Annotated in this window: 23 protein-coding genes and 1 pseudogene; 12 read left to right on the plus strand and 12 right to left on the minus strand. The window is 73.3% G+C overall.

Annotated features, from left to right (window positions below):
• Positions 1 to 82: 82 nt before the first annotated feature.
• From ACQPZ4_RS14290 to ACQPZ4_RS14300, 3 genes are all read right to left on the minus strand, one after another.
• Positions 83 to 2806: a carbohydrate-binding protein gene (locus tag ACQPZ4_RS14290; protein WP_433060264.1), complete on the minus strand. Its 2724-nt coding sequence runs from the start codon at positions 2804 to 2806 to the stop codon at positions 83 to 85.
• A 106-nt stretch (positions 2807 to 2912) separates the two neighbouring features.
• On the minus strand, positions 2913 to 3704 hold the full coding sequence (locus ACQPZ4_RS14295) for a GNAT family N-acetyltransferase (RefSeq protein WP_433060267.1): 792 nt from the start codon (positions 3702 to 3704) through the stop codon (positions 2913 to 2915).
• Positions 3701 to 4162 carry a GNAT family N-acetyltransferase gene (locus ACQPZ4_RS14300; RefSeq protein ID WP_433060270.1) on the minus strand — a complete coding sequence of 154 codons (462 nt, stop codon included), beginning with the start codon at positions 4160 to 4162 and terminating at the stop codon, positions 3701 to 3703. The genes ACQPZ4_RS14295 and ACQPZ4_RS14300 overlap by 4 nt, the downstream gene beginning before the upstream one ends.
• Positions 4163 to 4228: 66 nt before the next feature.
• Between ACQPZ4_RS14300 and ACQPZ4_RS14305 the strand changes: the two genes are divergently transcribed.
• The 3 genes from ACQPZ4_RS14305 to ACQPZ4_RS14315 are packed head-to-tail and all read left to right on the plus strand — an operon-like array spanning position 4229 to position 7382.
• Positions 4229 to 4792 (plus strand): SET domain-containing protein-lysine N-methyltransferase, encoded by a 564-nt coding sequence (locus tag ACQPZ4_RS14305; RefSeq protein ID WP_433060273.1) that lies wholly within the window; start codon positions 4229 to 4231, stop codon positions 4790 to 4792.
• Positions 4793 to 4832: 40 nt separating this feature from the next.
• Complete coding sequence (locus ACQPZ4_RS14310) at positions 4833 to 5879, plus strand: SecDF P1 head subdomain-containing protein (protein WP_433060276.1); 1047 nt, start codon at positions 4833 to 4835, stop codon at positions 5877 to 5879.
• Between the two features lie 24 nt (positions 5880 to 5903).
• The gene (locus tag ACQPZ4_RS14315) at positions 5904 to 7382 is read left to right on the plus strand and encodes a dolichyl-phosphate-mannose--protein mannosyltransferase (RefSeq protein ID WP_433060278.1); all 1479 of its coding nucleotides are present in this window, start codon (positions 5904 to 5906) and stop codon (positions 7380 to 7382) included.
• Here the strand turns inward: ACQPZ4_RS14315 and ACQPZ4_RS14320 are convergent, their stop codons facing one another.
• Complete coding sequence (locus ACQPZ4_RS14320; protein ID WP_433060281.1) at positions 7383 to 8267, minus strand: LysR family transcriptional regulator; 885 nt, start codon at positions 8265 to 8267, stop codon at positions 7383 to 7385.
• A 66-nt stretch (positions 8268 to 8333) separates the two neighbouring features.
• Between ACQPZ4_RS14320 and ACQPZ4_RS14325 the strand changes: the two genes are divergently transcribed.
• Together ACQPZ4_RS14325 and ACQPZ4_RS14330 are read left to right on the plus strand one after the other, a co-directional pair.
• Positions 8334 to 9107: an inositol monophosphatase family protein gene (locus tag ACQPZ4_RS14325; protein WP_433060284.1), complete on the plus strand. Its 774-nt coding sequence runs from the start codon at positions 8334 to 8336 to the stop codon at positions 9105 to 9107.
• Entirely contained in the window at positions 9107 to 9694 is a 588-nt protein-coding gene (locus ACQPZ4_RS14330) for an NAD(P)-dependent oxidoreductase (protein WP_433060287.1), read from the plus strand. Before ACQPZ4_RS14325 ends, ACQPZ4_RS14330 begins: the two co-directional genes overlap by 1 nt.
• Before the next feature lie 16 nt (positions 9695 to 9710).
• Here ACQPZ4_RS14330 and ACQPZ4_RS14335 read toward each other — a convergent pair whose 3' ends face one another.
• The 4 genes and pseudogenes from ACQPZ4_RS14335 to ACQPZ4_RS14350 form a co-directional block, all read right to left on the minus strand.
• Entirely contained in the window at positions 9711 to 11375 is a 1665-nt protein-coding gene (locus ACQPZ4_RS14335; protein ID WP_433060290.1) for a glycoside hydrolase family 3 protein, read from the minus strand.
• 18 nt (positions 11376 to 11393) lie between these two features.
• Positions 11394 to 14315 carry a PAS domain S-box protein gene (locus ACQPZ4_RS14340; RefSeq protein WP_433060293.1) on the minus strand — a complete coding sequence of 974 codons (2922 nt, stop codon included), beginning with the start codon at positions 14313 to 14315 and terminating at the stop codon, positions 11394 to 11396.
• A gap of 51 nt (positions 14316 to 14366) precedes the next feature.
• Entirely contained in the window at positions 14367 to 15092 is a 726-nt protein-coding gene (locus ACQPZ4_RS14345) for an ABC transporter permease (protein WP_433060295.1), read from the minus strand.
• Positions 15093 to 15106: 14 nt separating this feature from the next.
• Positions 15107 to 15775, minus strand: a pseudogene (locus ACQPZ4_RS14350) (ABC transporter ATP-binding protein); the annotation flags it as partial.
• 108 nt (positions 15776 to 15883) lie between these two features.
• On the opposite strand from ACQPZ4_RS14350, the gene ACQPZ4_RS14355 reads away from it, so the two are divergent.
• Positions 15884 to 17011 (plus strand): sensor histidine kinase, encoded by a 1128-nt coding sequence (locus tag ACQPZ4_RS14355; RefSeq protein ID WP_433060298.1) that lies wholly within the window; start codon positions 15884 to 15886, stop codon positions 17009 to 17011.
• Complete coding sequence (locus tag ACQPZ4_RS14360; RefSeq protein WP_433060301.1) at positions 17004 to 17663, plus strand: response regulator; 660 nt, start codon at positions 17004 to 17006, stop codon at positions 17661 to 17663. Before ACQPZ4_RS14355 ends, ACQPZ4_RS14360 begins: the two co-directional genes overlap by 8 nt.
• A gap of 6 nt (positions 17664 to 17669) precedes the next feature.
• Here ACQPZ4_RS14360 and ACQPZ4_RS14365 read toward each other — a convergent pair whose 3' ends face one another.
• Positions 17670 to 17828, minus strand: a complete 159-nt coding sequence (locus ACQPZ4_RS14365) for a hypothetical protein (protein ID WP_433060304.1) — start codon at positions 17826 to 17828, stop codon at positions 17670 to 17672.
• Between the two features lie 215 nt (positions 17829 to 18043).
• On the opposite strand from ACQPZ4_RS14365, the gene ACQPZ4_RS14370 reads away from it, so the two are divergent.
• Entirely contained in the window at positions 18044 to 19285 is a 1242-nt protein-coding gene (locus tag ACQPZ4_RS14370; protein ID WP_433060307.1) for an NYN domain-containing protein, read from the plus strand.
• On the opposite strand, the gene ACQPZ4_RS14375 is transcribed toward ACQPZ4_RS14370, so the two are convergent.
• Entirely contained in the window at positions 19219 to 20199 is a 981-nt protein-coding gene (locus ACQPZ4_RS14375; RefSeq protein ID WP_433060310.1) for a hypothetical protein, read from the minus strand. The two genes, ACQPZ4_RS14370 and ACQPZ4_RS14375, sit on opposite strands and share 67 nt — an antisense overlap.
• 106 nt (positions 20200 to 20305) lie before the next feature.
• On the opposite strand from ACQPZ4_RS14375, the gene ACQPZ4_RS14380 reads away from it, so the two are divergent.
• From ACQPZ4_RS14380 to ACQPZ4_RS14390, 3 genes are all read left to right on the plus strand, one after another.
• Positions 20306 to 21085, plus strand: coding sequence for an SDR family NAD(P)-dependent oxidoreductase (locus tag ACQPZ4_RS14380; protein ID WP_433060312.1), 780 nt, complete (start codon positions 20306 to 20308; stop codon positions 21083 to 21085).
• A 75-nt stretch (positions 21086 to 21160) separates the two neighbouring features.
• Positions 21161 to 21544 (plus strand): HPF/RaiA family ribosome-associated protein, encoded by a 384-nt coding sequence (locus tag ACQPZ4_RS14385; RefSeq protein WP_433060313.1) that lies wholly within the window; start codon positions 21161 to 21163, stop codon positions 21542 to 21544.
• 98 nt (positions 21545 to 21642) lie between these two features.
• Positions 21643 to 23025 (plus strand): hypothetical protein, encoded by a 1383-nt coding sequence (locus ACQPZ4_RS14390; protein ID WP_433060316.1) that lies wholly within the window; start codon positions 21643 to 21645, stop codon positions 23023 to 23025.
• On the opposite strand, the gene ACQPZ4_RS14395 is transcribed toward ACQPZ4_RS14390, so the two are convergent.
• Positions 23018 to 24046 carry a LacI family DNA-binding transcriptional regulator gene (locus tag ACQPZ4_RS14395; RefSeq protein WP_433060319.1) on the minus strand — a complete coding sequence of 343 codons (1029 nt, stop codon included), beginning with the start codon at positions 24044 to 24046 and terminating at the stop codon, positions 23018 to 23020. The genes ACQPZ4_RS14390 and ACQPZ4_RS14395 overlap by 8 nt on opposite strands.
• A gap of 117 nt (positions 24047 to 24163) precedes the next feature.
• On the opposite strand from ACQPZ4_RS14395, the gene ACQPZ4_RS14400 reads away from it, so the two are divergent.
• Positions 24164 to 26404: a glycoside hydrolase family 3 N-terminal domain-containing protein gene (locus ACQPZ4_RS14400; protein ID WP_433060322.1), complete on the plus strand. Its 2241-nt coding sequence runs from the start codon at positions 24164 to 24166 to the stop codon at positions 26402 to 26404.
• Here the strand turns inward: ACQPZ4_RS14400 and ACQPZ4_RS14405 are convergent.
• Positions 26401 to 26844: an N-acetyltransferase family protein gene (locus ACQPZ4_RS14405; protein WP_433060325.1), complete on the minus strand. Its 444-nt coding sequence runs from the start codon at positions 26842 to 26844 to the stop codon at positions 26401 to 26403. The two genes, ACQPZ4_RS14400 and ACQPZ4_RS14405, sit on opposite strands and share 4 nt — an antisense overlap.
• Positions 26845 to 26906: the final 62 nt, after the last annotated feature.

The following is a 26906-nucleotide window of genomic DNA, read 5'->3' on the forward strand; positions in this document are numbered from 1 at the left end:
CGCAAGGCCTGTCCGGCGGCGGCAAGCAAAACTTAAGCGAGCCGTAAAAACCGCCGCCGAACAGGCCTTTCATTGTGACATGTCACATGTTCCAGACCTGGAATTCCGCGAGCTGCCCGGCCGGCCATCCCGTGTTCGCCGTGATAGTTACACGCCAATAGCGGGCCGTCGTCGCGGGGAACGTGATGGTCGCGGTCGGGCCGAAGGTGTAGGTGCCCGAGGCCACCGTCGCGAACGACGAGCCGTCCGAGGAGGCGCTCAGCGTCAGCGTCTGGTTGCGCGCGCCCCACGCCGCCGGCAGTTGCAGCACCACCTTCGTGGCCGAGCGCGCCGAGCCCAGGTCCACCTGCACCCACTGCGGGAACGCGTTGTTGGCGCTCTCCCAGTACGTGCCCTGGTTGCCGTCCGTCACGTTCCCCGAGCCGTACACCTGGTTGTGCGACGACTCCGCGGTCGGCCTTCCGGCGGCCATGTTGGTCGGGGTGGGGGTACCGGTGCCCTGGCTGAACTGGAGGCTGTTGAGGTTCCAGCCGCCGGTGTCCTGCACGAGGGTGAGCACCTGCTGCCCCGCCGGGAGCGTCAGCGTGGCGGTCGCCGTCGACCAGGCCTGCCAGTCGCCGGTCGCCGGGATGTTCACCGGGCCGGTGAGGCTGGTCCCGGTCGCGTTCGCGATGTGCAGGGCGCCGGTGACCGCGCTCGGGGCCGCGACGCGCGCCGTGAGGGTGTACTGGCCGGCTGTCGCGACGCTCACGGAGTACCGGAACCATTGCCCGTTGCTTGTCCAGCCGAGGTTGTAGCCGCCTCCGGTGTCCGAAGTGGACTCCAGGTCGACGCCGTCGGCGCGGTAGCCGTTCGCGGTGCCGTTGACGGAGGTGACGTTGTAGGCGAGGCCCTGGCCGCCGGTGTCGTAGTTCTCGGCCTGGACCGTGCCCGGGATCGCGGCCGGGGTGCCGCCGAACGGGGCCTCGACCGGGCCGCTGCCGCCCTGCCAGCTGTTGCCGCCCAGGGTCGCCTGGAAGCCGCCGGAATTGTTGAGGTACGCGCTGCTGCCCGCCTTCAGCCCGCTGACCGTGTTGCCGGTGATGGTCGCCGAGCCGGACGGCGCCGGGTAGAACGGCGGCGCGATGACGACCCCGTTGCGGCCCGGGTTGGTGACGGTGTTGTTCAGCAGCTGGGTGTTGGTCGACTGGGAGAAGCCGATCCCGTCGTACAGCGAGCCGCTGACCGTATTGTTCGCCACCGTGACCCGGTCGACGGTGCCGACGTTCTGCCCGTCGCCGCCGTTGCCGACGTGCAGCGCGGGTTGCCCCTGGCTGTAGCCGTTGCCGCCGGAGCGGGTCACCACGTTGTTGGAGACGGTGGCGCTCAGCAGATCGTTGCCGTTGACGCCGAAGCGGCCGGCGCCGAGGCCGATGTAGCGGGCGGTGTCGCTGATCGCGTTGTACTCCACGTCGTGCCCGCTGCCGCCGTAGATCCCGATCCCCTTGCCGCCCCACGGCGCGACGATCGTGTTGCGGGTGAACGTGGTGCCGGCCATCGGCGTGTAGTACGTCCGGTTGCCGTTGCCGTCGGTGTTGTAATTGACGGAGTTGATGGCCATGCCGTCGTCGCCGGTGCCGCGCACGAAGTTGTTCGTGGCGCTCAGGTTGTTGCCGACCGAGTTGTTCAGCGACACGTTGTTGAGATTGATGCCGTCGGCCCAAATTGTGGTCAGCCGGCTGTTGCGCACCTGCCCGCCGGTGCCGGACGCCCAGAAGCCCGACAGCGTGTGCTGGGTCCAGATGTTGTCGGCGACCCAGTTGGTGCCGGTGGTGTCCATCGCCCCGCCGGCCCCGTCCACCGTGGCCCGGCTGGTCGCGTTGGAGTCGATGTGGAAGTCGCGCACCGTGCACGAGGTCAGGTCGAAGACGGCACCCAGCGGCTGCGGGTTCGGCAGCGGCACCGCACGATAGATGGTGCTGTACCAAGGCCCGGCCCCGGCGATGGTGATCCCGTTCGCGTGCAGGCCGCCGGTCCCCTTGAGATAGAAGGTCCCGGCCGGGATCCACAGCACCTTGTTCTGCGACTGCGCCTGGTCGATGCAGTTCTGGATCGCGCCGGTACTGTCCACGCTCGCGCTGTCCGCCGCACCGCACGACGTGATCGAGATGGAGCCGGCCGGCTGGGCGATCGGCGCCGGGTTCTCCACGTCGACCACGTCGATGTCGTAGAAGGCCGCCGAGTTCGCCGCGTCGCGCTGCAGCGCGAACGTGCCCCCGGGCGCGATCGGCGCGCCCGTGACGAAGGTCCGGACCTCGTCGAAGAACACCCGCGGGTTGCCGTCGGCCGGGTTCTGGTCGGCGCTGTCGTTGTAGTGGTTGTTGCCCTCGTACACCCACGACTGCTTCGAGGTGAGCGTGAGCGCCTGGCGGTACGCGCCGTCGACGTAGAGGTTCAGCGAGGCGGTGATCCCGCCGCCGCCCGCCGCGTCGGGGATGCTGGCCCGCACCACGATCGCGCTGATCGGCTTGCCGGTCGCGTTCGTCCACTGCACCTTCTGGCCGGTCGCGGTCAGGTGCACGTAGGCGTGGCCGGAGGCTTCGAGGGCGGCACTGGAGTACTGGGTCGTCGGCGCCGCGGTCAGCGCCACGGTGCTCGCGCCCCCGCCGAGCGCCCCGGCCTCGGCCTCATAGCTGGTGAACGGCGTGGTCGCGCCGGCGGCGGCCAGGGCGGGCGAGCCGGCGGCGACGAGCGCGGCTCCCGCGAGGGCGAGCACGGCCAGCGGCCCCACCGCCCGCCGCGCAGCACGCATCGATGATCGGGCCATGGGAGTGTCCCTTCAGGAACCCGCGCACGTAGCGGCGTACGCAAGTATTTGCAGAAAACACTCTCCAAGCTGACGAGTCAAGAGCGGAATTTGTACACCGGCTGCACTAATCTTTGACCAGGATCAATCGCGTGTACAACAGGTCGAACCCCTGCCGCTGCGCGTTCTGATGCGACTTCGACCCGGGCTGCGTGGTGATCGTGGCCAGCCCGGCCCCCTCGGCGGCGGCGTCGCGCAGCCGGGCGGCCAGCAGCGCCTGCTGCACCCCGCGCCGCCGGTGGTCGGGCAGCGTCGCCGCCCCGGTGAGCTGGGCGACCCCGTCGGCGATGCGCAGACTCGCCCCGCCGGCCGGAACACCGTCGCGCAGCGCGAGGTAGTGCCGCAGTCCCGCCCTGGCCATGTCGAGCATCGCGGTCACCACGATGTCGCGGGCGAACGACTCGTGCGAGGGCACCCCTTGGACGTCGTCGACCATGACCGCGTCGGCGACGACGTCGAGCCACTCCTGGAACGCCCCGGCGGTGGAGACTTCGCGGACCTCGACCTCGGCCGCGGCCGGCTGCCCCGACGGCACGCAGCCGAGCACGTTCTCGCAGCCGGCGAGCCGGTACCCGCGTGCGGTCAGCAGTTCCGCCACGGCGGGGTCGGCGAGCGTGGCCACCTCGGCCTGCACCGGCGACCCGGCCGCCGCGAACCACCGCTCGACGTCGTCCAGTCCGGCTTCCGTCGGCGGGTCCGCGAAGCCCAGCCCGGCAACCTTGTTCAGCGGCGACCCGGGACTCGCGTAGGCGGCATATCCGCCGCCGATGGGCCGCGCCCCGGACACCGCGGCGGCGATCAGCCCGGCCTCGGCCCGCTCCAGCCGCGCCGCGAGCTCGGTGGGACAGAACATGCTCATGCGCGTCCCCGTTCGTAGGAGAACACGATCATGTCCCGCATGGTGATGCCGTGCTCGACGATGGGCGGATCGATGTAGGCGAAGAAGTCGCGGTGCACGCGCAGCATGCGGAACCCGCACACCTGGTAGAACGCGATGTTGTCCAGCGACGAGTTGGCCGTCCCGACAATCAGGCCGTCGGGGTACCCGGCCTGCAGCGCCGCCAGGATGCCCCGCCCGTGGCCGCGGCGGCGGTGCTGTCCGGCGATCGCGATGTACACGATCTCGGTGGGTTCGCCCGGGCTGAGGCGCACGACCGCTGCCCCGACCAGTTCGCCGGTGGACCGGGCCGCGTAGGTCTTGCAGCGCGGATCGGCGATGGTGGCCCGGATGCGGTCGTCGCCCTCCTCCGCGTCGCGCAGGACCGGCACGAGCGCTTCGGCGGCGGCCGGGTCCACAAGGGTCAGTTCCAACGTCACCGCCGCAGCGTCGCACCGCCCCGCCGCACCCGGCAAAGTCATTACGAACCGGTTATCGTCCAGCGGATGAGCGGGGTGCGCATCGGCGCGGGCAACCTGGGCGGCCACGGCGTCTACGCCGAGCGGGACTTCGCGGCCGGCGAGGTCGTCGTCGCGTACGAGCTGCGGGAGCTCACCGCCCGCGAGTACGCGGCGCTGCCGCCCGGCGAGGAGCTGTTCGTGCACAGCTACTGGGGCCGCCGCTACCTGTACCCGCCGCCGGCGCGGTTCGTGAACCACGCCGGCGACCCGTCGTGCTACCAGGACTTCGAGCGCGCCTGCGACATCGCGCGGCGGCCCATCGCGGCCGGCGAGGCCGTCACCATCGACGCGACCCAGGAGACGGCCCGCGAACTGGAGACGTTCCTCGCCGCCTGGAACGACGAACCGGCCCGCCGCCCCGAGCTCGTCGACGCGCAGGCCGCCCTGTGGCTCGACGGCGAACCCGGCCGCGTGCACGACGCAGAGTGGATCGTCGGCACCGGCCGCTGGGAGGCGCTCTGCTCCGCCACCTCCGGCGGGCGGCACGTGACGATGCTGCTGAAGGTCATCGCCGGCAACTGGCAGCTCGTGTACCAGCACCTGGGGTAGTGCGAAACCCGCCTTGGAGCGCGGTCGTACCCTGGGCGGCATGTCGCTTCCGCCGGTCGTGGTCGGTCGTCCGCGCAGTACACCGGCGTGGTTCTGGTGGCTCATCGGGTTTGTCGTGCTGATGCTGGTCGCCTGCGCGATCACCGCCGCTGTCTTGCTCACCGCGCGGTTCGGCGGTGGCGCGCGGTCCGGGGACGTCGCCTACACGCTGCGCGTCAGCGACAAGGACGGGCGGGCGCCGGACGAGGGGACGATGGAGGAGACCCGCAAGATCCTCCAGGACCGGCTCAGGACGCTCGACGTGGACCGGCCGCACGTGGACAAGACGGCGGCCGACACGTTGCGGGTCACGGCCGCCCACGGTGATGCCGAGCGGGTCAAGGCGGTCCTCGCGCCGGGGCATCTGACGTTCCGGATGGTGCTCGGCCAGACGCCGAAGGGGGCGGCCGACGCGGACTGTCAGGCCGGCGTGCAGGTCCCGGGTGACCCCGCCGGGCCGCTCGCGTCGGCCAAGGCGAAGCTCGGCGACGCCACCTACGCGGCCGCGGGCGCGCTCACCGGGCCGGACGATCCGGCCGGGGGCAAGCTGACCGGGTTCGACAAGCTGACCTGTGCCGAGGTCGCGGCGCTGCCGGCGGCGATGCAGTACAACGTGCCGGGCGTCAGCTGCACGATGCTGGGGCACCGGCCGGCGGGAGCGCCGGCCGACGGGGACGGGGTGACCGCCTGCGACGAGCACAACAAGTACCGGCTCGACGTGGCCAAGGTGAGCGGGGAGGACCTGGCCGAGGCGAAGGCCGGGACGCGGGCGGACATCGGGGCGTACGTGGTCACCATCAGCTTCACGTCCGCCGGGCAGGGGAGGTGGACGGACCTGACCCGGGAGGCGCTCGGGCAGCAGGTGGCCATCCTGGTCGACGACGAGGTGGTGTCGGCGCCGATGATCCAGGGGGTCATCCCGGGGGATGCCGAGATCTCCGGGGGTGAGCTGTCCCAGCGGGACGGGGCCACCTCGCTCGCGGCCACCCTGAGCTCCGGGGCGCTGCCGGCGCAGGTGACGATCACCGCCACCGGGACCGTCGACTAGAGAACCTGGCCTTACGATCGGGCGGTGACCACGGGGGAGCGGATCAGCATCGCGCGGCGGCGGCTCGGGCGGCCCGGGCCGTACCCGCGGCAGTTCTGGCTCGCCGCCGGGGTCGTGACCGCCGTCGCGCTCGTGTTGCGGCTCGTCGGGCTGGCGCATCCGAAGAACATCATGTTCGACGAGGTGTACTACGCCAACGAGAGCTGGGACCTGCTGCAGCACGGCGTGGAGTGGGACCCGCTCGGCGGGCAGCCGGAGTACGTGGTGCATCCGCCCCTCGGGAAGTGGATGATCGCGGGGGGCGAGTGGCTCTTCGGGTACAACTCCTTCGGTTGGCGCATTTCGGCGGTGCTGGTCGGGGTCGCCGCGATCGTGCTGGTCATGCTGGCGGCGTGGCGGCTGTTCCGCTCGACGGTGCTGGCCGGGGCGGCGGGGCTGCTCATGGCGCTGGACGGGATGCACTTCGTGCTCTCGCGGGCCGCGCTGCTCGACATCTTCCTGCTGTTCTGGATCGTCGTCGCGTTCTTCCTCCTGGTCCTCGACCGGGAGCAGCGGCGGGCGCGGTGGCTGGCGATCGTGGAGGCGCGCGGGGACACGCTGCGGCCGAAGCTCGGGATCCCGTGGTACCGCATCGCCTGCGCCGTCTCGCTCGGGCTCGCCTGCGGGGTGAAGTGGAGCGGGCTCTGGTACCTCATCCTGTTCGCCCTCGCCGCCGTCGTGTTCGACATGGGGGCGCGGCGCAGCGCGGGCGTGCGGCACTGGATCGCGGAGAGCATCCTGCCGGCGACGGGGTGGGTCGCCGCGTTCGTGGGGCTCGCGCTGTTCGCCTACGTCAACGTGTGGTGGGGCTGGTTCCTCAGCGACGACGGGTACTTCCGGCACTGGTACGCCGCCTCGCACAACCTCCCGCACGACCGCCCGTTCGACGCGATCGTCAACCTGGTCCACTACCACGAGACGGCCTACCAGTTCCACTCGACGCTGGACAAGCCGCACCGGTACCAGTCGTGGCCGTGGCAGTGGCTGCTGCTCGGCCGCCCGGTCGTGTTCTCCTGGGAGACCGACGAGGCGTGCGGGGCGAGCCAGTGCGCGTCCGAGGTGCTGCTGCTCGGCACGCCGCTGCTGTGGTGGTCGTTCCTCCCGGCCCTGGCCGCCCTCGGCTGGCTGGGGTTCGCCCGCCGCGACGGGCGGGCGTGGTTCGTGATGGCCGCCGCCCTGGCCGGGATCGTGCCCTGGTTCCAGTCGATGCCGGCGCACCGCACGATGTACATCTTCTACGCGCTGCCGGCCGAGCCGTTCCTCGTGCTGGCCGTGGTCTACGTGCTGGGGGCGATCATCGGGCCGCCGGGCGGCGAGCGGCGCACCCTGGGGGCCGTCATCGCCGGGGTGTACGTGCTGCTGGTCGCCCTGTGCTTCGCGTACTTCTACCCGCTCTTCACCGGCACGCCGATCCCGTACCAGGACTGGCTCGACCGGCTGTGGCTGGGCAACCGCTGGGTCTAGTCACCGCGCCGCCGCGCTGATCTGCTCGCGCAGCCAGGTGTGGGCGCGGTCGGTGTCGTTGCGCTGGTGCCAGGTCAGCACGATCGGCACCGGCGGCGCGTCCAGGGGCAGCGGCACCGGCCGCATCCCGTGCCGGGCCAGGGCGTCCGCGGTCATCCGGCCGGGCACGGTGACCGCGGCCCCGAGCGCGCCGGCGAGGGCGAGCGCGGCGTCGACCGTCGGGGCCGACGCCACCGTCGAGCGCGTCAGCCCCCGCGCCTCCAGGGCGTCGTCGAGCGGGTCCCGCAGCCGTCCCCGCCGTGACACGATCACATGCGCCATTCCCGTGTACCGCCGGAGCCCCAGCGATTTCCCGCGCACGCCCTGCGGCACCGCCACGACCCGGGCGTCGTACCCGAGCACCTCGAAGCGGATCTCCGGCAGCTCCGGCTCGGTCGCCCCGATCTCCGCGTCGACCCGGCCGTGGCGCAGGTCGCTGGTGTCGTCGCCGGCCTCGCCGAGGAAGCGCAGCCGCACCCCGGGCGCCCGCGCGTGCACCGCCGCCACCAGCCGCGGCCCGGCCGAGGCGGTGATGGCGTCGTGGAAGCGCAGTGTGAACGTGCGCTGCAGGGTGGCCGGGTCGACCTCGGCGTCGGGCGCGAGCAGGGCCTGCGCCTCCTCGACGAGCCGGTGCACGTCGGCCCGCACGCGCAGCGCGTAGGGCGTGGCGGCCATGGTGCGCCCGGTCCGCACCAGGATCGCGTCGCCGGTGGCGCGGCGGATCCGGCCCAGCGTGCGGCTCATCGCGGGCGGCGAGAGGTGCAGCCGCCGCGCCGCGCCGAGCACGCTGCCCTCCTCGAGGAGCGCGTCGAGGGCGGTGAGCAGATTCAGGTCCAGCGAGTGCACGTGGGTAACGGTAGCCGTACCAAGGATGCATTTGCCGCACTGTCGAGCCGGCCGTTCACTGGAGGCATGGAACTGCTGCTGCAACCGGTGGTCGACACGGCGCGGGACTTCGGCGCGCGCCTGCTGAAGCTGTACTCCCCGGCGAACCGCCTCACGGGCCGCGACGCGATCCGCGCCGGCGCCGCCGCGCTGGACTTCGAGGACCCGCTGCGCGATGCGCTGCGGGCGATCCGCCCCGAGGCGGGCTGGGTCACCGACGACGAGGAGCGGGCCGCGCTCGGCGCGGGGGAGTGGTGGGCGGTGGACGACGTCGAGGGCGCGGTCAACCTGCTGCACGGCCGCCCCGAGTGGTGCGTGGACATCGCCCTCGTCCGCGCCGGTGAGGTCGAGCTGGCGGTGGTGTACCAGCCGGTCGGCGACCTGCTCTACACCGCGACCCGCGGCGGCGGCGCGTACCGCAACGGCGAGCGGCTGGCGGTGTCGCCGAAGGCCGCGTTCGCCGACGCGATCGTCGAGACGAGCCAGGTCGGCGACGAGCCGGCCGCGCTCAAGTCCCGGATCGGCGCCGCCATCGGCACCCTGATGTCCCGCGCGCTGCTGGTCCGCACGACGATCCCGACCACGTTCCCGCTGCTGGCCCTCGCCGAGGGGCGCTCGGACGTGTTCTGGCAGCACGAGCCGGCGCTGACCGGCGTGGCCGCGGGCGTGCTGCTGGCCACGGAGGCGGGCGCGCTCGCCACGGACCTGACCGGGGCGCCGTGGCGGCCGGGCGCGGCGGGCCTGCTGGTCGCCCCGCCGGCGCTGCACGCGGAGGCCCTGCAGGCGATGGCGGACCTCTGATGGAGCTGACGATTCTGGGCGCGACCGGCGGCACGGGCCGCGAACTGGTCCGGCAGGCCCTGGAGCGCGGGCACACGGTACGGCCGGTCAGCCGCAGACCACGCGAGGGCGGGGTCACGGCGGACGTCCGCGACCCCGAGGCGATCGCGCTCGCGCTGCGGGGCGCCGAGGTCGTGCTGTCCGGCCTGGGCATCGCAAACGGCGAGGCGCCGGGCGTGCTGACCGCCGGCGCGCGGTCGGCGGCCGAGTCGGGCGCGCGGATCGTCTGGCTGGCCGCCCTCGGCACCGGCCCGTCGGCTCCGGTGGCGGGCGCGCTGACCCGGGCGCTGCTGGGCACCATGATGCGCAAGGAGCTCCCGGACCGCGTGGCGGCCACCGAGCTCGTCCTGGATGCGGGCGGCACGGTGTTCCACGCGGGCCCGCTGACCAACGGGCCGCTGTCCGTCGCGCGGCGGACGCTGGCGCTGCCGGACGTGCCGCGGCGGCTGTTCCCGGCGGGCGTGAGCCGGGCGACGGTGGCCGCGGCGATGCTCGACGAGGCCGAGTCGGCCGCCTTCAAGGGGCAGCCGGTCGCCGTTCTGGGCTAGCGCCTCGGGGACGCAGTCACCCGATGGTGACCGGGAGCCGGCCCGGGGCGTCGGCGCGGCCTGCGAGCACGTCGGCCAGGGCGAGCAGCGAGACCGGCTGGTAGCCGTAGGCGGCCAGGAACCCGGGTACCTCCGGGAACGACGCCAGGTCGTACGGCCCGCCGACCGCGGCCGCCACGACGGGTCTCCCCGTCGCGATCAGGGCCTTGACCAGCGCGACCTGGGTCGCGTCGGCCCACACGTTGTTCGTCGTCACCACCACGGCGTCGGCGGTCGCGGCGGCGGCGACGGCCTGGGCGATCACCGCGGCGGACGGGGAGCCGGTCCACAGCCTGGTCGCCGTGATCCCGCGCGCGTTGAGGGCGTCGGTCAGGGTCTGCGTCGTGCCCACGCCCCAGCCGGTCACCAGCACGCGGGCGCCGGCCGCGAGGGGGAGGCCGCCGCCGCGCAGCCGCGTGATCGAGCGGGCGGCGATCGTGGCCATGGTCTGCAGGTGCTCCGGGGTGCCGACGACGGGGGTGGTGGAGACGTCGCCGCGCCGGTACAGGCCGAGCTCGCGCTTCATGCGCAGGATGCGGCGTACCGACTCGTCGATCCGGGATTCCTCGAGCGTCCCGGCGGCGACCGCGTCGAGCACCGCCCGGATCGCGGCGGGCGGGTCGGCCGGCATCAGCAGCTGGTCGATGCCGGCGTCGATGGCGTCCAGGACAATCTTGGCCTGCGGGATGCCGGCCAGCGCGGCCGCGTCCAGGGCGTCGGTGATGACCACCCCGTCGTAGCGCAGCTGCCGGCGCAGCAGGTCGGTGACGATCGGGCGGGACAGGCTGGCCGGGGCGCCGGACGGGTCCAGGGCCGGGGCGACGATGTGCGCGGCCATGATGCTGGGCACGCCGGCGGCGATCGCGGCGCGGAACGGCGGCACGTGGGTGGCGAGGATCTGCGCCCGGGTCTCGTTCGTGACCGCCACGCCGTTGTCGGTGTTCACCGTGGTGTCGCCGAGGCCGGGGAAGTGCTTGGCCTGCGCGCCGATCCCGGCCAGCCGGTAGCCGGCGACGGCCGCCGCGCCGAACAGCGAGACCTGGGCCGTGCGGTCGCCGAACGCGCGGGGCCCGTCGGCGGCGTTGCGCGGGTTGGTGTTCACGTCCACGACCGGCGCGTCGACCACGTTGATGCCCAGCGCCAGCAGCTCCTCGCCGCTGATCCGGGCCGCCCGCAGCGCGTTGAGCGGGTCCTGGGTCGCGCCGATGGCCATGTTGCCCGGCGACACCGCGAGCGGGGCGCCGATCCGGGTGACGATCCCGCCCTCCTGGTCGGTGCTGATCTGCAGCGGGATGCCGGTGTCGGCGCCGGCGGCCGCCTGCAGCTGGTTCGACAGCGCGGCGATCTGGGGCGGGTTGGCCAGGTTGTGGCTCCACGAGAAGTAGATGACGCCGCCGAGGTGGTACCGCTGGACGACCTCGGCCCCGCTCCCGACCCCGTAGTGGGCCTGGTTGGCGGCGACGTCGGCCGCGGCGGGGGCGGTGGCGTTGTCGCCGTAGACGTACCCGACGAACATCTGCCCGACCTTCTCCTCGAGCGTCATGCCCGCCAACGGGTCGGCGGGCGCCGCCGAGGCCTCGTCGGGCAGGCTCGCGACCACCAGGGAACCAACCGCACCAACCAGCAGAGATCGTCGCAACATGCATCAATCTGACGCCTATCAATCTCCAGGGTCAAGCGTTTCGAGGTCCACGACGAAGACCGATCCGCCCAGGGGGTTCGGCTCGAACGTGACGTCGGCCCCGTTGGCCTGGGCGAGGTTGCGCACGATGTACAGCCCGAGCCCCGTCCCGCGCACCTTGGCCGCGTCCCGCTCGGCCCGGGCCAGCCGCTCGAACAGCCGCTCGCGGAAGTCCTCCGGCACCCCGGGGCCGCGGTCCTCGACGGCCACCCGGGCCCGGCCGGCGCCGGCGTCCACCCGGATCGCGGTCGCCCCGCCGCCGTACTTCGCCGCGTTGCTCAGCAGGTTGGTCAGGATCTGCTGCAGCTGCCCCGGGTCGGCCAGCACGGTCGCGTCCGGCCCGGCCACCGGCACGCCCTCCGCGCCGGCGTTGGCCAGGGCCAGCCCGACCTGGCCGCGCAGCCCGACCGGCACCCGCTTGGCGCTCAGCGTGCCCGCCTCGCTGCGGACCATCGTGAGCACCTCCTGCACGATGCCGTCGAGGCGGTGCGCCTGGCGGGTGATGCCGTCGACCACCTTCGTGCGCATGCCGGCGCCGAGGGTGTCCCAGGTGTCGGAGGCGATCTCCGTGTACCCGAGGATCGCCGCCAGGGGATTGCCCAGCTCGTGCCCGAGCATGCCGATGAGGTCGCGCTTGAGCCGGTTGGCCTCCTCCAGCTCGGCGTTGCGGGCGGCGAGCGCGGCCGCGTCGTCCGCGTGCCGCAGGGCCGAGCCGAGCGCCTCGGCGAGCAGGGCCAGCTGCTGCTCGTCGGCGTCGTCGAACACCCCGGAGCGCTGCGAGGAGACCAGCAGCGCGCCGAACACGGTGCCGTCGGCGTGCAGCGGCGCGATGAGCATCGCGGCGATGCCGAGCCGCTCGCACGTCTCGCGGTCCACGCGCGGGTCGGTGGCGGAGTCCCGGCAGTGCGCGGGCGCGTCGGCGGCCATCACCGAGCCGCCGAGCGAGCCGTCGGCGCACAGCCGCCAGCCGCGCGCGCCCGCGATTGTGCCCGCCGTCGCCGCGTACACCAGCTCCCGCCCGTCGGCCAGGGACACCGCCGCACCGTCGGCCGCCGGGAACAGCTCGACCGCCCGCTCGGCCACCACCCGAAGGGCCGCGTCCCGGTCGGCGGCGGCCGCGATGAGCTCCCGCTGCACCCGCACCGTGTGCTCGAGCCGGCGCAGCTCCCGCTCCGTGGCCCGGGTGGCGGCCCGCTCGGCCGCGATGTCCTGCAGCTGCATCAGCCGCCACGGCTCGCCCAGCGGGCCCGGCACGACCGAGACCGTGACCCGCACCCACGCGGTGCGCCCGTCGGGGCGCAGGAGCCGCTGGTCGTACTGCACCTGCCCGCCCACCCGCAGCCCCGTCCGCGCGTCGGTGGCGGTGCCCAGGTCCCGCGGGTCGGTGACGTCGAAGTACCGCAGCCCGGCCAGCTCCCCGGCGCTGCGCCCGGTCAGCGCGGCCGCGGCCGGGTTGGCCTGGCGGAACACGTCGGCCTCGTCGCACAGCACCAGCCCGAGCGGGCTGCCCGCGAACGCCGTGCGGAACTGCTCCTCGCTGCGCCCGAGGGCCAGCGCGGCGGCCCGCTCCCGGGTCACGTCGAGCAGCTGGACCACGGCCGCCGCCGGGCCCTCGCCGTCGCTGATGACCGAGGTGTGCGCGGCCACGTGCACCAGCGTGCCGTCCCGCCGGTGCATCGCCGACTCGCGGGCGCTGCGGTTGCGCCGGCCGTCGGCGAGGGAGGCGAGCGCGAGGTCGAACCGGTCGCGGGGGATCGCGATGAGCCCGCCCAGCTCGATCCCGGCGATGTCGTCCGGGTCCAGGCCGACGAGCTCGCTGAAGGCCGGGTTGGCCAGCACGATCCGCCCGTACTCGGGGCCGCGCAGCCCGACCACGGCCTTCGCGAGCGGGCTGTGGTCGAACACCTCGGCGAAGCGCCGCTCGCTGTGCTCCAGGCGCTCGACGGCGGCCAGGGCGGCGGCCCGCTGCCGGGCCAGCTCGGCGTTGGTCTCGGTCGCCTCGTGCAGCAGCTCCTGGGTGCGCTCGGCGTGCTCGGCGTGCCGCAGCGCCCCGGTGAGCGCGTCGGCGAGCAGGGTCAGCTGCTGCTCGTCGGCCTCGTCGAACGCGTGCGCGCGCCGGGCGATGACGGCGACGACGCCGATCGGGCCCTCGGGGCGCAGCAGCGGGGCGATGACCAGGGAGCGGATGCCGGTGACCCGGCCCAGGTCGGTGCCCACGCGCGGGTCGGTCGCGGTGTCGTCGCAGCGCAGCGTCGAGCGGGTGGACAGGGCCAGGCCGGCGATGGAGCCGCTCATCGGCAGCGGCGGCCCGGCGGGTCCGGCCGGCGCGAACCCGGACACCGCGACCAGCGGCAGCCCCTCGCCGGTCGCGTCGAGCAGGTGCACGGCCGCGCCCTCGCCCTCGGGCATGATCTGCAGCGCCCGCTCGGCGGTGAGGCTCAGCACGGCCTCGCGGTCGCCGGCCGCCGCCGCGATCTCCCGCTGGACCGCGATCGTGGTGCGCAGCCGCCGGGCCTCGTCCTGGGAGCGGGCCGCGCGGTCGGCGAGCGCGTGCCGGTCGGTGCTCTCCAGGGACTCCAGCACGGCGAGCCGGCCGCCGCCGATCAGCAGCGTCCGGGTGCTGATCCAGACCTTGGAGCCGTTGCGGCGCACGATCTGCCGCTCGCAGGTCTCCTCGCTGAAGCCGCCGAAGGGCTCGTCGGGCTGCAGGAGCAGCGCGAGGGGGCGGCCGACGAGCTCGTCGCGGCGGTACCCGGTGAGGACACAGAAGGCGTCGTTGACCTCGGCCAGCTGGCCGGCCATGGTGGCCACGGCCTTGGCGATGGCACTGCGCTCGAAGACCTCGGCGAGCAGCTGCGCGCGCGACTGCTCGTCGAGCCGCTCGAGCAGACCGACGGTCACGCCCTCATGATCGGCGGGCCGCCGCCGGACCTGAGGGGCCCTCGGGGCGGTTCACCGGACGTCGGCGCGCGCCGTTCTCAGCAGCCCCACCAGCACCGGCAGCACGACCCACAGCGCGGCCGAGGCGCCGAACCGGGTCCACTCCTGCGCGCTCACACCCGGCGCCGCGAGGGGTACGCGGGTCCGGCTCAGGTCCAGCCAGCGCGCGGCCGGCTCCAGGGCGGGCACCAGGCGGCCGGCGGCGGCCCAGGCGATCGGCAGCACGTAGTAGGCGGCGACGCCCGGCGCCGAGCTGAGCACCAGCAGCCCGAAGCCGAACCCGCACAGCATCGTGGCCAGCTCGACCAGCACCAGCTGCGCCGCCACGGCCGGGTCCAGGTCCCCCGCGAACGCGGCCGCGCAGCCCAGCGCGAACAGGGCCGCGGCCAGCCCGAGCAGCGCGACCGCGGCCAGCTTGGCGAGTACGACCCGCCAGCGCCGCGGTACCAGGGCGAAGGTGGTCAGGGCGGTGCGCTGCGACCACTCGCTCGTCACGCTGAGCACCGCGAGCACCGGCAGCAGGATCGAGACCGGCAGCTGGGCGGCGCCCGCCAGGTCCGGGAACGTCCACGGCCCGGTCTGCACCAGCGGCGCGGCGACGGTGAGGACGGCGACGACCGCGAGCAGCCACCGCGCCGCCCGGGTGTCGACGGTCTTGCGCAGCTCGACCAGCACCAGCGTCATCACGCCCACCAGGGTGGCGGCGCTTCTGCGCGGCTCGTTCAGCATCGGCGTCATCGGGCCGGCCCTCCGGTCAGGCGGAGGAACTCGTCCTCCAGGCCGCCCGCCCCGGCCAGATCGGCGGGCGGGCCCTGGGCGACGATCCGGCCCCGCGCGATGACGACCAGGTGATCGGCGATCCGCCCGACCTCGGCGAGCAGGTGCGAGGAGAGCAGCACCGTCCCGCCCGCGGCCGCGTGCCCGGCCAGCAGGTCGCGCAGCCACCGCATGCCCTCCGGGTCCAGGCCGTTGGCCGGCTCGTCGAGGATCAGCACCTCGGGCGCGCCGAGCAGGGCGTGCGCGATGCCCAGCCGCTGGCGCATGCCCAGCGAGTAGTCGCCGACCCGGCGGCGCGCGGCCGCGGCCAGCCCCACCTGCTCCAGAACCGTGTCCACCCGGGCGGGCGGCAGGCGCAGGAGCCGGGATGACAGCAGCAGCGTCTCCCGCCCGGTGCGGCCCGCGTGCTGGGCGGCCGCGTCGAGCAGCACGCCGCACCGGCGGCCCGGGTCGGGCAGCTCGCGGTACGGGCGGCCGCACACCGTCGCCCGTCCCCGGGCCGGGCGGGTCAGGCCGCAGATCATCCGCAGCGTCGTGGACTTGCCGGCGCCGTTGGGGCCGAGGAACCCGGTGACCGTGCCGGGCTCGCAGCGGAAGGACACGTCGTGGACGTACACCCCGGACAGCTCTTGCACCTCGATCATGCGCCCAGCGTGCGGCGCGGCGGGGTGCGCGGGCATCCGCCCGGGGTCGGCCCGCACCCCCGACTTTGGTCGGTCCCGCGCGGGGCCGGGCCGTCGTACCCTTCGCACATGTCCCGCCCCCGGATCGCCGACGCGGCCTGCGTGCTGGGGTGCCTCGCGCTCGGGGCGCTGCTGCTGCGCTTCGGCGACGCCGGCTGGGCGCGTCCCGGTGCCGACCCGGCCCTGTCGTGGCCCGCGGACGCGGTGGTGGGGGCGGTGGGGAGCGGGCTCGTGTGGTACCGCCGAAGCCACCCACTGATCGTCGCGCTCCTGCTGCTCCCGGCGGGCGCGGTCGCGGGCTCCGTCACCCCGGCGCTCGCCGTGTCCGTGTTCGCCGTCGCCGTGCGCTGCCGGGCCCGGACGGCGATCCTGGTGGCGCTCGCCGACATCCTTTCCGTCATCCTGTACTTCCTGCTGCAGACCGACCCCCGCCACCCCCTCGCCGTCGATCTCGTCGTCCGCGGCGCGATCGTCGCCGGCGCGCTGGGGTGGGGGCTGTTCGCCGGGGCGCAGCGCCGCCTCGTCGCGTCGCTGCGGGACCGGGCCGCGCGGCTGGAGGCGGAGCAGCAGCTGCGCGTCGAGCAGGCCCGGCTGACCGAGCGCACCCGGATCGCCCGCGAGATGCACGACGTCCTCGCCCACCGGCTGTCGCTGGTGAGCCTGCACGCCGGGGCGCTGGAGGTGCGCACGGACGCGTCGCCGGACGAGGTCGCCTCGGCGGCCGGGGTCATCCGCAGCAACGCGCACGAGGCCCTGGGCGAACTGCGCACGGTCATCGGCGTCCTGCGCGACGTCTCCCCGTTCCGGCCGGTCGAGGCCCCGCAGCCGACGCTGGGCGACGTGCCCGCGCTGATCGCGGAGTCCGGGGCTTCCTACGAGTGCGCGCTGGACGGTTCCGGGGCGCCCGACGCCACGATCGGCCGCACGGTGTACCGCCTGATCCAGGAAGGTCTGACCAACGCCCGCAAGCACGCCGCCGGCACCCCCGTGCGGGTTGTCGTCGCGGGCGCGCCCGGCATCGGGATTCGGGTGGAGGTGCGGAACCCGCTGACCGCGTCCGCAGCTGTGCCCGGCTACGGGCTCATCGGTCTCGCCGAGCGCGTGGAGCTCGTGGGCGGCCGGCTGGAGCACGGCTCCTCCGAAGGGATGTTCCGCCTGAGCGCGTGGCTGCCCTGGACGGCCTCGGAACGTGGCTGAACGCCCGATCCGCCTCGCCATCGTGGACGACGACCCGTTCGTGCGGGCCGGGCTGGCCATGCTGCTGCGCGGGGCCGGTGACATCGAGGTGGTGGCCGAGGGCGCCGACGGGGCCGAGGCGGTCGCGCTCACCGATGCGCACGCACCCGACGTGATCCTCATGGACATCCGGATGCCGGGCGTCGACGGGCTCGTCGCGACCGAGCGGCTGCGGGCCCGGCCGCGGGCGCCGCAGGTCATCGTCCTCACCACGTTCGACGCCGACGACTACGTGCTGCGGGCCCTGCGGGCCGGGGCGGGCGGGTTCCTGCTCAAGGACACGCCGCCGCTGGAGATCCTGCGGGCGGTGCGGATCGTCGCGGCCGGCGAGGCGATGCTGTCCCCGGCCGTCACCCGCCGGCTCATCGACCGGGTGGCCGACCCGGCCGCCGCCGCCCGCCGGGGCGAGGCCCGGGAACGGCTGGCCCGCCTGACCGGCCGCGAGCGCGAGTTGGCCGCGGCCGTCGGTCAGGGGAGCTCGAACGCGGAGATCGCCGCTGCGCTGCGGATGAGCGTGCCGACCGTCAAGGCCCACGTCTCACGGCTGCTGGCGAAGCTCGCGCTCAACAACCGGGTGCAGATCGCCCTGCTGGTGCAGGACGCGTCATCGTGAAGGTTCTCAGCTGCCCAGGCTGGCGAAGAAGTCGCCGAAGCCGTTGGCGATGTCGAGGAGGCCGCCGCCGATGGACGTCACCACGTTCGCCGCGGACTGCGGCCGGTACGCGATGAAGAACACCAAGAACGCCAGGCCACCCCATCTGAGGATCTTCTTGACCATGGTGGCTTTTCCTCCCCAATCAGGACGCCGGGCATTCAGAGTAGCGGCTGGATGACACTCAGTGAAGGTGGTGCATATCATCGAGCGTGATCCGGCAAAACGATAGCAACACAGGAACCCAGCATTCATGACCGTTCACTCAGCGAACGCGGGCTCGCGCGGTGTTGAATCTCATACCGCCGCCGTCCCCCGGAACCGCGAGTAGGGTGCACCGGATGGCACACACCCGGACGGCGTTCTTCCTCGACTTCGACAACGTGTTCAGCGGGCTGTTCAAGCTGGACCCCGAGGTCGCCGTCCAGTTCGCCACCGAGCCCGGCGTGTGGCTGCGGCGGCTGGCCACCACGCTGACCGCCGACGCGCCCCGGCGCTGGCTCATCCTGCGCTGCTACCTCAATCCGGCCGGCTGGGTCAACCACCGCGACGACAAGGGCGAACCGACGCGGCTGTACTTCTCCCGCTTCCGCCCCTCGTTCGTGCGGGCGGGGTTCGAGGTCATCGACTGCCCGCGGTACAACGCCACCAAGAACGCGGCCGACATCCGCATCGTGGTGGACGCCGTCGACGCACTGGCCGACGACACCCGCTACGAGGAGTTCGTCATTGCCTCGGGCGACTCCGACATGACGCCGCTGCTGCAGCGCCTGCGCCGGGCCGACCGCCGCACGATGATCGTGTCCCCGGCCGACGCCGCCGAGGCCTTCACCGCCATCGCCGACCAGCTGCTCGACAGCCAGCAGCTCCTCGCCCTCGTCCAGGGCGAGCCCGTGGACCTCGACGACCTCGATGACGAGGCAAACGCCGATTTTGTACCGGATGAGGCCTACGAGCAGTTCCGGACCATCGTGACGGCGGAGTACGAGGCGGCCGGCTCGCCGCTGAACATGGCCGCCCTCGCGTACCGGCTGCGCAGCGAGCTCGGCCCCGTCGTCGGCACCAGCAACTGGTTCGGCTTCGGCTCCTTCGCCCGCGCCCTGGAAACCCTGGACCTGCCGGGCCTGCACATGTCCCAGCACCTGCTGTGGGACGAGCACCGGCACGACCCGCCGGAGCCCGCCGCGCCCGGCGCGCCCCGCACCGTGCTGCCCGAGCCGGTCGAGCGCCTGGCCGACCAGCTGAGCCTGCCGCGGCTCCCCGAGGCGTGGTGGCCGTCCATCTACGAGACCCTCTCGGCGTACGCGCGCGAGCACCGCTTCAACCTGACCCAGTGCACCAGCTGGTCCCGCGACCGCCTGCGCGACAACGGCGTCCCGGTCAGCCGCGGCGCGGTCGCCTTCGTGGTGCGGGGGACGTCGTTCGGCGGCTTCCCGCTGCACCGCCAGCCCCCGCCCACCCCTTCGGAGATCGCCTCGGCCTTTGTGAACAACGTGCTGAGCCGCGCGGAGGCGGCTCAGATCCCGTTCACCGACGAGGAGGCCAACGACGTGCGCTCCTGGCTGGGCTCCCCGTCCGCGTAGCGCTTCCTGAGCGCCAGCGCCACGCCCGCATAGGTGAGCACGGCCAGCCCGCCGAGCGCCGCGAGCGTCTTGAGGTCCGGCTGCAGCAGCGGCTGGCCGCGCAGCGCCTGCCAGGTGAGGATCGCGACCAGCCCGGCGTACCCGGCCGCCGCGACCCGCACCACGTTCCGCCGCGTTTTCGCCGGCCGGTTCGCGGCGACCACGGCCAGCAGCAGGGCGAGCAGCGGCAGCACCTGCAGCGCGTGAATCCCGGTGAAGTGCGGGATGCGCAGGTCCCCGCCGGTGGTGGCCCAGCCGGTGACGGGCATCGCGGGTCCGCCGTCCGCGACCCCCACGCTGTGCGCCCCGATCATCGTGGCGGTCTTGCTGTCCAGCGCCTCCTCCTGCGCGGCCGTCGGTGACGTCATGAGGAACCCGAGCGCCATCCCGGCCAGCGAGATCGCGAACCCGAGCCGCGCCGCCGACCGGACCACCGGATCGGTGTCCTTCTGCACCGCGACGACGATGGCGACGATCAGGCTGGCCGTCCACAGCACCATCACCGTGGCGCCCATGAGGTTCCAGATCAGCGCGTCGGTAGGTGTAGCAACGTTGAAGTGGCTCGCGCGCCCGCGAACCGCTTGAATGAGGATGGCGACCATCTCCCCGGCCGACGCGAGCGCGACGAAGGTGGCCGCCCACCACCCGGTGCGCCGCGCCCGGTGGGTGAAGCGCAGGAGCCAGGCGAGGGTCAGGGCGTACAGGCCGAGGGAAACCGCGAACTTGAAGGGCTTGAGCCAGGCGGGGGAGCCGCCGATGCTGCGGTCGTCGAGCGCGAGCCCGGCGAGCGCCACGAGGGTGAGCAGGCCCATGACGGCCGCCAGCCCCACTAACGGCCGATGCCAACGGCCGGCAACCGCGTAAGAGTTCGACATGCGTCGACCATCCCGTGCGCCGGGTGGCGAATCAGCCCCGCGCGCCCCCGGATCAATGGTGGGGCTGTCCCTACCTCGCGCCTGATCCATCGATTACGGTCTGCCAATGACCAACACCTATGCGAGCGGGACCGGGCTGGGCGGGAAGGTCGCCGTCGTCACCGGGGCGGCTCAAGGGATCGGGCGGGGGATCGCCCAGGCGCTGGCCGAGCGGGGGGCCGCCGTGCTGCTCGTGGACCACAACGCCGACACGCTCGACGCCACCGTGAAGGGGCTCGAGGGCACGCAGGTCGCCTCGCTGTTGTCCGACATTCGCGAGGAGGGCCAGGCCGAGCGGATCGTGGCCGCCGCCGTCGAGGCGTTCGGGCGGCTCGACGTGCTCGTGAACAACGCGATCGCCACGCGGGCGGCGGGGCCGTTCACCGAGCACTCCGACGCCGACTACGACCTCGTGTTCGAGACCGGGCCGCGGGCCACGTTCCGGCTCATGCGGGCCGCCTTCCCGCACCTGGTCGCGAGCGGCAGCGGGTCCGTCGTCAACCTCGGGTCCAGCGCCGGCACCGAGGGGCAGGCGGGGTGGGCGACGTACGCCGCCGCCAAGGAGGCCATCCGCGGCTTCTCCAAGGTGGCCGCGACCGAGTGGGGGCCGGCCGGGGTGCGCGTGAACGTGGTGTGCCCGTTCGCCAACTCGGAGGGTGCGCAGCTGTGGGAGCGCTTCGATCCGGACGGCTACAACGCGGCGCTCGCGAAGGTGCCCATGCAGCGGATCGGCGACACCCGCACGGACATCGGCGCCCTGGTCGCGTTCCTGGCGAGCGACGATGCCACCTACATCACGGGGCAGACCATCATGATCGACGGCGGGTGGGGCATGCATCGCATCTAGGGAACGGTTTTTGACGGCGGGCTCACTGGGTAGAGATCCCGAGAACGCTGTTTTGCCGGTTTCGAGGGAGATGTGATGAGTGTTGCCACGGATCCAGCCACCGTCGACAAGTGCCTGCGCGTGGGGGCCGGGTTCTCGCAGGGCGATCGCAACTGGATCGCCGAGCAGTTCGCCACGCTCGACGCGCGGCTCGCGACGTTCAAGGCCGACGCGACCGAGCTCGAGGTGTCGGTGAAGGACCGCGAGGCGCCCGGGCAGAAGGTCACGCTGGAGTGCTGGATCGCCGGGCGGCAGAAGATCGTCACCACCTCGGGCGAGGAGGAGCTGCTCGCCGCGTTGCACGACGTGCGGGACGACCTGCGCCGCAAGCTCAACGACAGCAAGACCCGCCAGGAGCCGCGCAACAACCGCCACCTGCGCGAGCGGCCGGAGCCGGAGGAGCCCGCTGAGCTGCAGTAACGTGCACTGAGAGGCGCACGCGCTATTACATCGTGATAAGTCCGAAAAGTCCGGCGCTTGCGCCGGACTTTTCGTGTAAAAGGGTGTAGACCAGAGACATGGGCTTCCGGCTAGGAGTCGTGCGCGGCATCAGCTACGGCCTGTTCGGACCGCCGGGGGAGTTCGTTGCGCAGGCCGAGGACCTCGGCGCCGGACTCGTCCGCGCCTACCTCTACTGGTCGCAGGTCGAGCCCGAACCCGGCCGCTTCGACTGGACCGCCGCCGACGCGCTCCTCGGGCAGCTCGACGGCGACGTCGAGGTCTGGCTCACCCTCTGCTCCAGCTCACCCTGGGCCACCCGGCAGGCCACCACGTTCCTGCCACCGTCTCCGGCGAAGCAGCCCGACGAATACGAGCGGTTCGTCCGCGAGGTCGTCCAACACTGCCAGAGCCGGATTTTGTACTACCAGTGCGACAACGAACCCAGCAACACCGACCTGCTGTGGGCCGGCAGCGCGGAGGAGTACGTCACCCAGCTGCGCGCCCTGCACCGGGCCGTCCGCGCGGCCGACGGCAGCGCGAAGGTCGTGCTCGGCGGCTGCGGGTACGACGTGCTGAGCAGCCCGCCGGGCAGCGCGCCGCGCGCGTTCTTCGACCACGTGCTCGACGCCGGCCGGGACGCCTTCGACGCGTTCGACGTCCACCTGTACGGGCCGCCCGGCAACGTGCCGGACTACGTCGGGCAGGCGCGGGGGATGATGCAGAAGTACGGGTACGAGCGGCCGATCCTCGCCGGGGAGCAGGCCGGGCCGCTCCTGTTCGAGTTCCCCGAGCTCGACCCGGTGCTCGGCGAGGCGTTCGCGTCCGTGCCCGCGGACGCCGCCGAGCTCGTCGAGCTGGCGGGGCAGGACACGCCGGAGCGGCGGGCGCTCGCCTCGCTGTACCGGCGAATCGACGACCTCCCGCCCCGCCTGCAGATGCTCATGGACGGCTGCGACGGCGCGCTGTCGGCCAAGCGGGACCGCATCGCGCGCCGGCAGCTGGTCGTGCGCACCGCACTGGCGCTCGCGGCGGGAGTGCAACGGGTCGCCTACTGGCAGCTGGCGCCGGAGGTGGCCGGGTACCACGACAAGTACCAGATGATGGATCTGCTCTTCGGACGCCTGGCCCTGCTCGACTTCGACGCGGACGGCGAGCTGACCCACCACCGCGCGGCCGCCGAGACCTTCCGCCTGCTGGCCGCCGAGCTCGCCGGCGCGACGACGGCCGAACGGCGCGACGGCGCCGTGCGCGTGGAGCGGTCCGACCGCGGTCCACTGTGGATCGTCTGGGCGGACGGCGACACCTTCGACGGCGAGGACGGCGACCCGGCCGAGGTGACCCTGCCGTGGGAGAGCGAATCCGCGTCCGCCGTCGACGCGTTCGGCGCGCCGGTCCCCGTCACCTGCGCGGACGGGTCGATCACGGTGGCGGCGACCGTGACGCCGGTGTTCGTCAGCTAGGGGGAGCCGTCGACTCGCGGACGACGAGGTGGGTGGCCAGCTGGACGTGCATGGAGTCCGGGGTGCCGCCGCGGGCGAGGGTGTGCAGCGTGCGCACCGCGACCCGGCCCATGTCGGCGATCGGCTGGTGGACCGTGGTGAGCGGAGGAGAGGACAGCTTGGCCGGTTCGATGTCGTCGAAGCCCACGACCGACAGGTCCTGCGGGACGCGCCGGCCGAGGCGGCGGGCGGCCTCGAACACGCCGAGCGCGGCCCCGTCGCACGCGGCGAAGATGGCGGTCGGCGGGTCGGGGCGGCCGAGCAGGTCCAGGGCCATCCGGCAGCCCGCCTCGGCGGTGAACCCGCCGTGCACCACGAGCGCCGGATCGGCCTCGATGCCGGCCAGTTCGAGGGCGTTGCGGTACCCGTGCAGCCGCTCCCGGGACGCCGCGATGTGCGCGGGCAGGCCGGCGAAGCCGATGCGGCGGTGGCCGAGCGCGACGAGGTGCTCCGTGGCCTGGGTGCCGCCGGCGAAGTTGGTCGCGGCCACGCTCGCCAGTCCGGTGCCGAACGCGCCGGTCAGGTCCACCGAGACCAGGGACAGGCCGAGCTCGTCGACGGTGCGGACCTGCTCGGCGGTCAGGGCGAGGGAGACCACGATGACGCCGAGGCGGCGGCGGGAGGCGGCGCGCACCAGCCAGGCGTCGCTGAGCGGCAGGCCCACCCGGCCCTCGCGGTCCAGCACGTCCACGGCGAGCTCGACGCCGAGGTCGCGGGCGCCGGTCAGGATGCCGTGCAGGACCTGCAGGGAGTACATGCTGACCATGGAGTCGAAGACCACGTCGACGACGAGCTCGGTCTGCGGCTCGCGGGGGCCGGTGCTGGGCACGTACCCGAGCGCGGTGATCGTCTCCTCGACCTTCGCGCGGGTGCGGGGATCGACGTTCGGCCGCTTGTTCAGGACCTTCGACGCGGTCGCCTTGGACACCCCGGCGGCCTGGGCGACGTCCTCGAGGGTGACGCGAACGGGCTGGTCGCTCATGCACCCTCCCGAAACTGTTTCACGCGTTGACAGCAGAGTAGGTTACCCATACCTTCGGTACAACACGAAACTCCACGAAAAAGTTTCCGACCTAGAGGACGACGGATCGTGACGACTGTGACCGAGCGACTCCCGTACCAGGACGCCACGCTCCCCGTGGCCGAGCGAGTCGAGGACCTCGTCGGGCGCATGACCCTCGCCGAGAAGGTCGGGCAGATGCTGCAGCTCGACGCGCGGCTGGACCTGGCCGAGGCGGTGCTCACCAAGACCGCGGGCTCGCTGCTGCACGCCTCGCCCGCGCGCATCCGCGAGGCGATGGCCATGGTGGAGACCACCCGGCTGCGCATCCCGCTGCTGATGGCCGACGACTGCATCCACGGCCACGCGTTCTGGCCGGGCGCGACCGTGTTCCCGACCCAGCTCGGCATGGCCTGCAGCTGGGACCCGGCGCTGGTGCGGCGGGCGGCCCGGGCGGCCGCGACCGAGATCTCCACGACCGGCATCCACTGGACGTTCTCCCCGGTGCTGTGCATCGCCCGGGACCTGCGCTGGGGCCGCGTCGACGAGACGTTCGGCGAGGACCCGCACCTGATCGGCGAGCTGGGCGCGGCCATGATCAGCGGGTACCAGGGCGGCGGTCTGGGCGACACGACCGCGGTGCTCGCGACGGCCAAGCACTTCGCCGGCTACTCCGAGACCCAGGGCGGCCGCGACGCCAGCGAGGCCGACATCACCCCGCGCAAGCTGCGCTCGTGGTTCCTGCCGCCGTTCCAGCGCGCGGTGGAGGCGGGCTGTGCGGTGTTCATGCTCGGGTACCAGTCGATCGACGGCGTCCCCGTCACGGCCAACCGCTGGCTGCTCGACGGCGTGCTGAAGCGCGAGTGGGGCTTCCCCGGCACGCTCGTCACCGACTGGGACAACGTCGGGCGGATGGTGTGGGAGCAGAAGGTCGCCGCCGACGACGTGGTGGCCGCGACCATCGCCGTCGAGTCCGGCAACGACCTCATCATGACCACCCCGGCGTTCTTCGAGGCGGCCCAGACGGCCGTGGCGAGCGGGAAGCTGGCCGAGGCGAAGATCGACGATGCGGTACGGCGAATCCTGCGCCTGAAGTTCGAGCTGGGCCTGTTCGAGAACCCCCGCGGCGCCGACGCCGAGCGCCAGGCCGCCGTCATCGGCTCGGCCGCGCACACCGAGCTCAACCTCGAGATGGCCCGCCGCTCCCTCGTGCTGCTGCGCAACGACGGCACGCTGCCGCTGGGCGGGGACGTGCGCCGGATCGCGCTCGTCGGCCCCAACGCCGACGACCCGCACAACCAGCTCGGCGACTGGGCCGGCGCGTCCGGCCAGGTCGACTGGATGCCCGACGGCCACCCCCGCGAGACCGTCATCACCGTGCTGGACGGGCTGCGCAAGGCGCTGCCGGACGGCTGGGAGGTCACGTACCAGGCGGGCGCCGAGATCGGCAGCCTGCAGCCCGACCCGGCCGGCACCCACTTCCCCGACGGCCAGCCCCGCCCGCCGCTGTTCCAGGCCGCGCCCGCCGACCCGGCCGCCATCGCCGACGCCGTCGCGCTGGCCGAGTCCAGCGACGTGGTCGTGGCCGTGCTCGGCGACAACGTGGCGCTGACCGGCGAGGGCAAGTCCACCGCCACCCTCGACCTGCAGGGCGGCCAGGCGGCGCTGCTCGACGCGCTGGTGGCCACCGGCAAGCCGGTCGTGGTCGTGCTCATCCAGGGCAAGCCGTCGACGCTGCCGGCCTCGGCCGAGCGCGCCGCGGCGATCATCGAGGCGTTCAACCCGGGCATGCAGGGCGGCCGCGCCGTCGCCGAGCTGCTCCTGGGCCAGATCGAGCCGGCCGGGCGCCTGCCGATCTCCTTCGCGCGCCACGCCGGGCAGCTGCCGGTCTACTACAACCAGCTCCGCGGCCAGCACGGCAACCGCTACGCGGATCTCACCCAGGAACCGCTGTTCGCGTTCGGCGAGGGCCTGTCCTACTCCGCCGTCACCTACTCCGACCTGGTCGTGCACGAGCCGACGGTCCCCGCCGACGGTGTCGTGCGGGCCAGCGTGACGATCACCAACACCGGTTCGCGCCCCTCGCCGGAGACCGTCCAGGTGTACGTCACCGACCTCGTCACCAGCGTCACGTGGGCCGAGCGGGAGCTGAAGACCTTCACCCAGGTCACGGTCGACGCCGGCGCGACGGTCACAGTCGATCTGGAGCTGCCGGCCGCCGCCTGCACCCTGGTCACGGCCGACGCCCGCCGCGTGGTCGAGCCGGGCGCCTTCGAGCTGCTGGTCGGGCGCAGCTCCAAGCTCGCCGACCTGCTGTCCGCCCCGTTCGAGATCGTCTAGAGGGGTAGCTTCAGGCCCTCGTGGGAGGGCGTGAAGCCCAGCCGCAGATAGAAGCGGTACGCGTCCGCGCGGGCCTTGTCCGTCGTGAGCTGGACCAGGCCGCAGCCGCGCGCCCGGGCGCGGTCGATCACCCAGTGCATCAGGGCCACGCCGACGCCCTTGTTGCGCTGGTCGGCGCGCACCCGGACCGACTCCACCAGCGCGCGCTCCGTCCCGTGCCGGCTCAGCCCCGGGATGTACGTCACCTGCAGGCACGCGATGACGTCGTCGTGCTCCTCCACCACGATGAGCTCGTTGCGCGGATCGGCATCGATCTGCTGGAACGCCCGCTCGTACACCGCGTCGACCCCGGCGCTGTCGCGGGCCCGTCCGAGCACGTCGTCGGCGAGCAGGGCCACGATCGCGGGCAGGTCGCGGCGGGTCGCGGTGCGGAAGATCATTGCCTGAGATTCATGGAACCTCGCGGCGCTCCCGGGAGTGGAACAGGCAAAGGGAGGAGCGC

The sequence above is a fragment of the Dactylosporangium sp. CS-033363 genome (assembly GCF_050942475.1).
GTDB lineage: Bacteria > Actinomycetota > Actinomycetes > Mycobacteriales > Micromonosporaceae > Dactylosporangium.

Coding starts and splice junctions, on each gene's coding strand:
- ACQPZ4_RS14370 (WP_433060307.1), top strand. CDS start 18,044: ATGGCACACACCCGGACGGCGTTCTTCCTCGACTTCGACAACGTGTTC.
- ACQPZ4_RS14310 (WP_433060276.1), top strand. CDS start 4,833: ATGTCGCTTCCGCCGGTCGTGGTCGGTCGTCCGCGCAGTACACCGGCG.
- ACQPZ4_RS14405 (WP_433060325.1), bottom strand. CDS start 26,844: ATGATCTTCCGCACCGCGACCCGCCGCGACCTGCCCGCGATCGTGGCC.
- ACQPZ4_RS14295 (WP_433060267.1), bottom strand. CDS start 3,704: ATGAGCATGTTCTGTCCCACCGAGCTCGCGGCGCGGCTGGAGCGGGCC.
- ACQPZ4_RS14335 (WP_433060290.1), bottom strand. CDS start 11,375: ATGTTGCGACGATCTCTGCTGGTTGGTGCGGTTGGTTCCCTGGTGGTC.
- ACQPZ4_RS14380 (WP_433060312.1), top strand. CDS start 20,306: ATGACCAACACCTATGCGAGCGGGACCGGGCTGGGCGGGAAGGTCGCC.
- ACQPZ4_RS14290 (WP_433060264.1), bottom strand. CDS start 2,806: ATGGCCCGATCATCGATGCGTGCTGCGCGGCGGGCGGTGGGGCCGCTG.
- ACQPZ4_RS14365 (WP_433060304.1), bottom strand. CDS start 17,828: ATGGTCAAGAAGATCCTCAGATGGGGTGGCCTGGCGTTCTTGGTGTTC.
- ACQPZ4_RS14330 (WP_433060287.1), top strand. CDS start 9,107: ATGGAGCTGACGATTCTGGGCGCGACCGGCGGCACGGGCCGCGAACTG.
- ACQPZ4_RS14305 (WP_433060273.1), top strand. CDS start 4,229: ATGAGCGGGGTGCGCATCGGCGCGGGCAACCTGGGCGGCCACGGCGTC.
- ACQPZ4_RS14390 (WP_433060316.1), top strand. CDS start 21,643: ATGGGCTTCCGGCTAGGAGTCGTGCGCGGCATCAGCTACGGCCTGTTC.
- ACQPZ4_RS14325 (WP_433060284.1), top strand. CDS start 8,334: ATGGAACTGCTGCTGCAACCGGTGGTCGACACGGCGCGGGACTTCGGC.
- ACQPZ4_RS14375 (WP_433060310.1), bottom strand. CDS start 20,199: ATGTCGAACTCTTACGCGGTTGCCGGCCGTTGGCATCGGCCGTTAGTG.
- ACQPZ4_RS14355 (WP_433060298.1), top strand. CDS start 15,884: ATGTCCCGCCCCCGGATCGCCGACGCGGCCTGCGTGCTGGGGTGCCTC.
- ACQPZ4_RS14395 (WP_433060319.1), bottom strand. CDS start 24,046: ATGAGCGACCAGCCCGTTCGCGTCACCCTCGAGGACGTCGCCCAGGCC.
- ACQPZ4_RS14345 (WP_433060295.1), bottom strand. CDS start 15,092: ATGACGCCGATGCTGAACGAGCCGCGCAGAAGCGCCGCCACCCTGGTG.
- ACQPZ4_RS14385 (WP_433060313.1), top strand. CDS start 21,161: ATGAGTGTTGCCACGGATCCAGCCACCGTCGACAAGTGCCTGCGCGTG.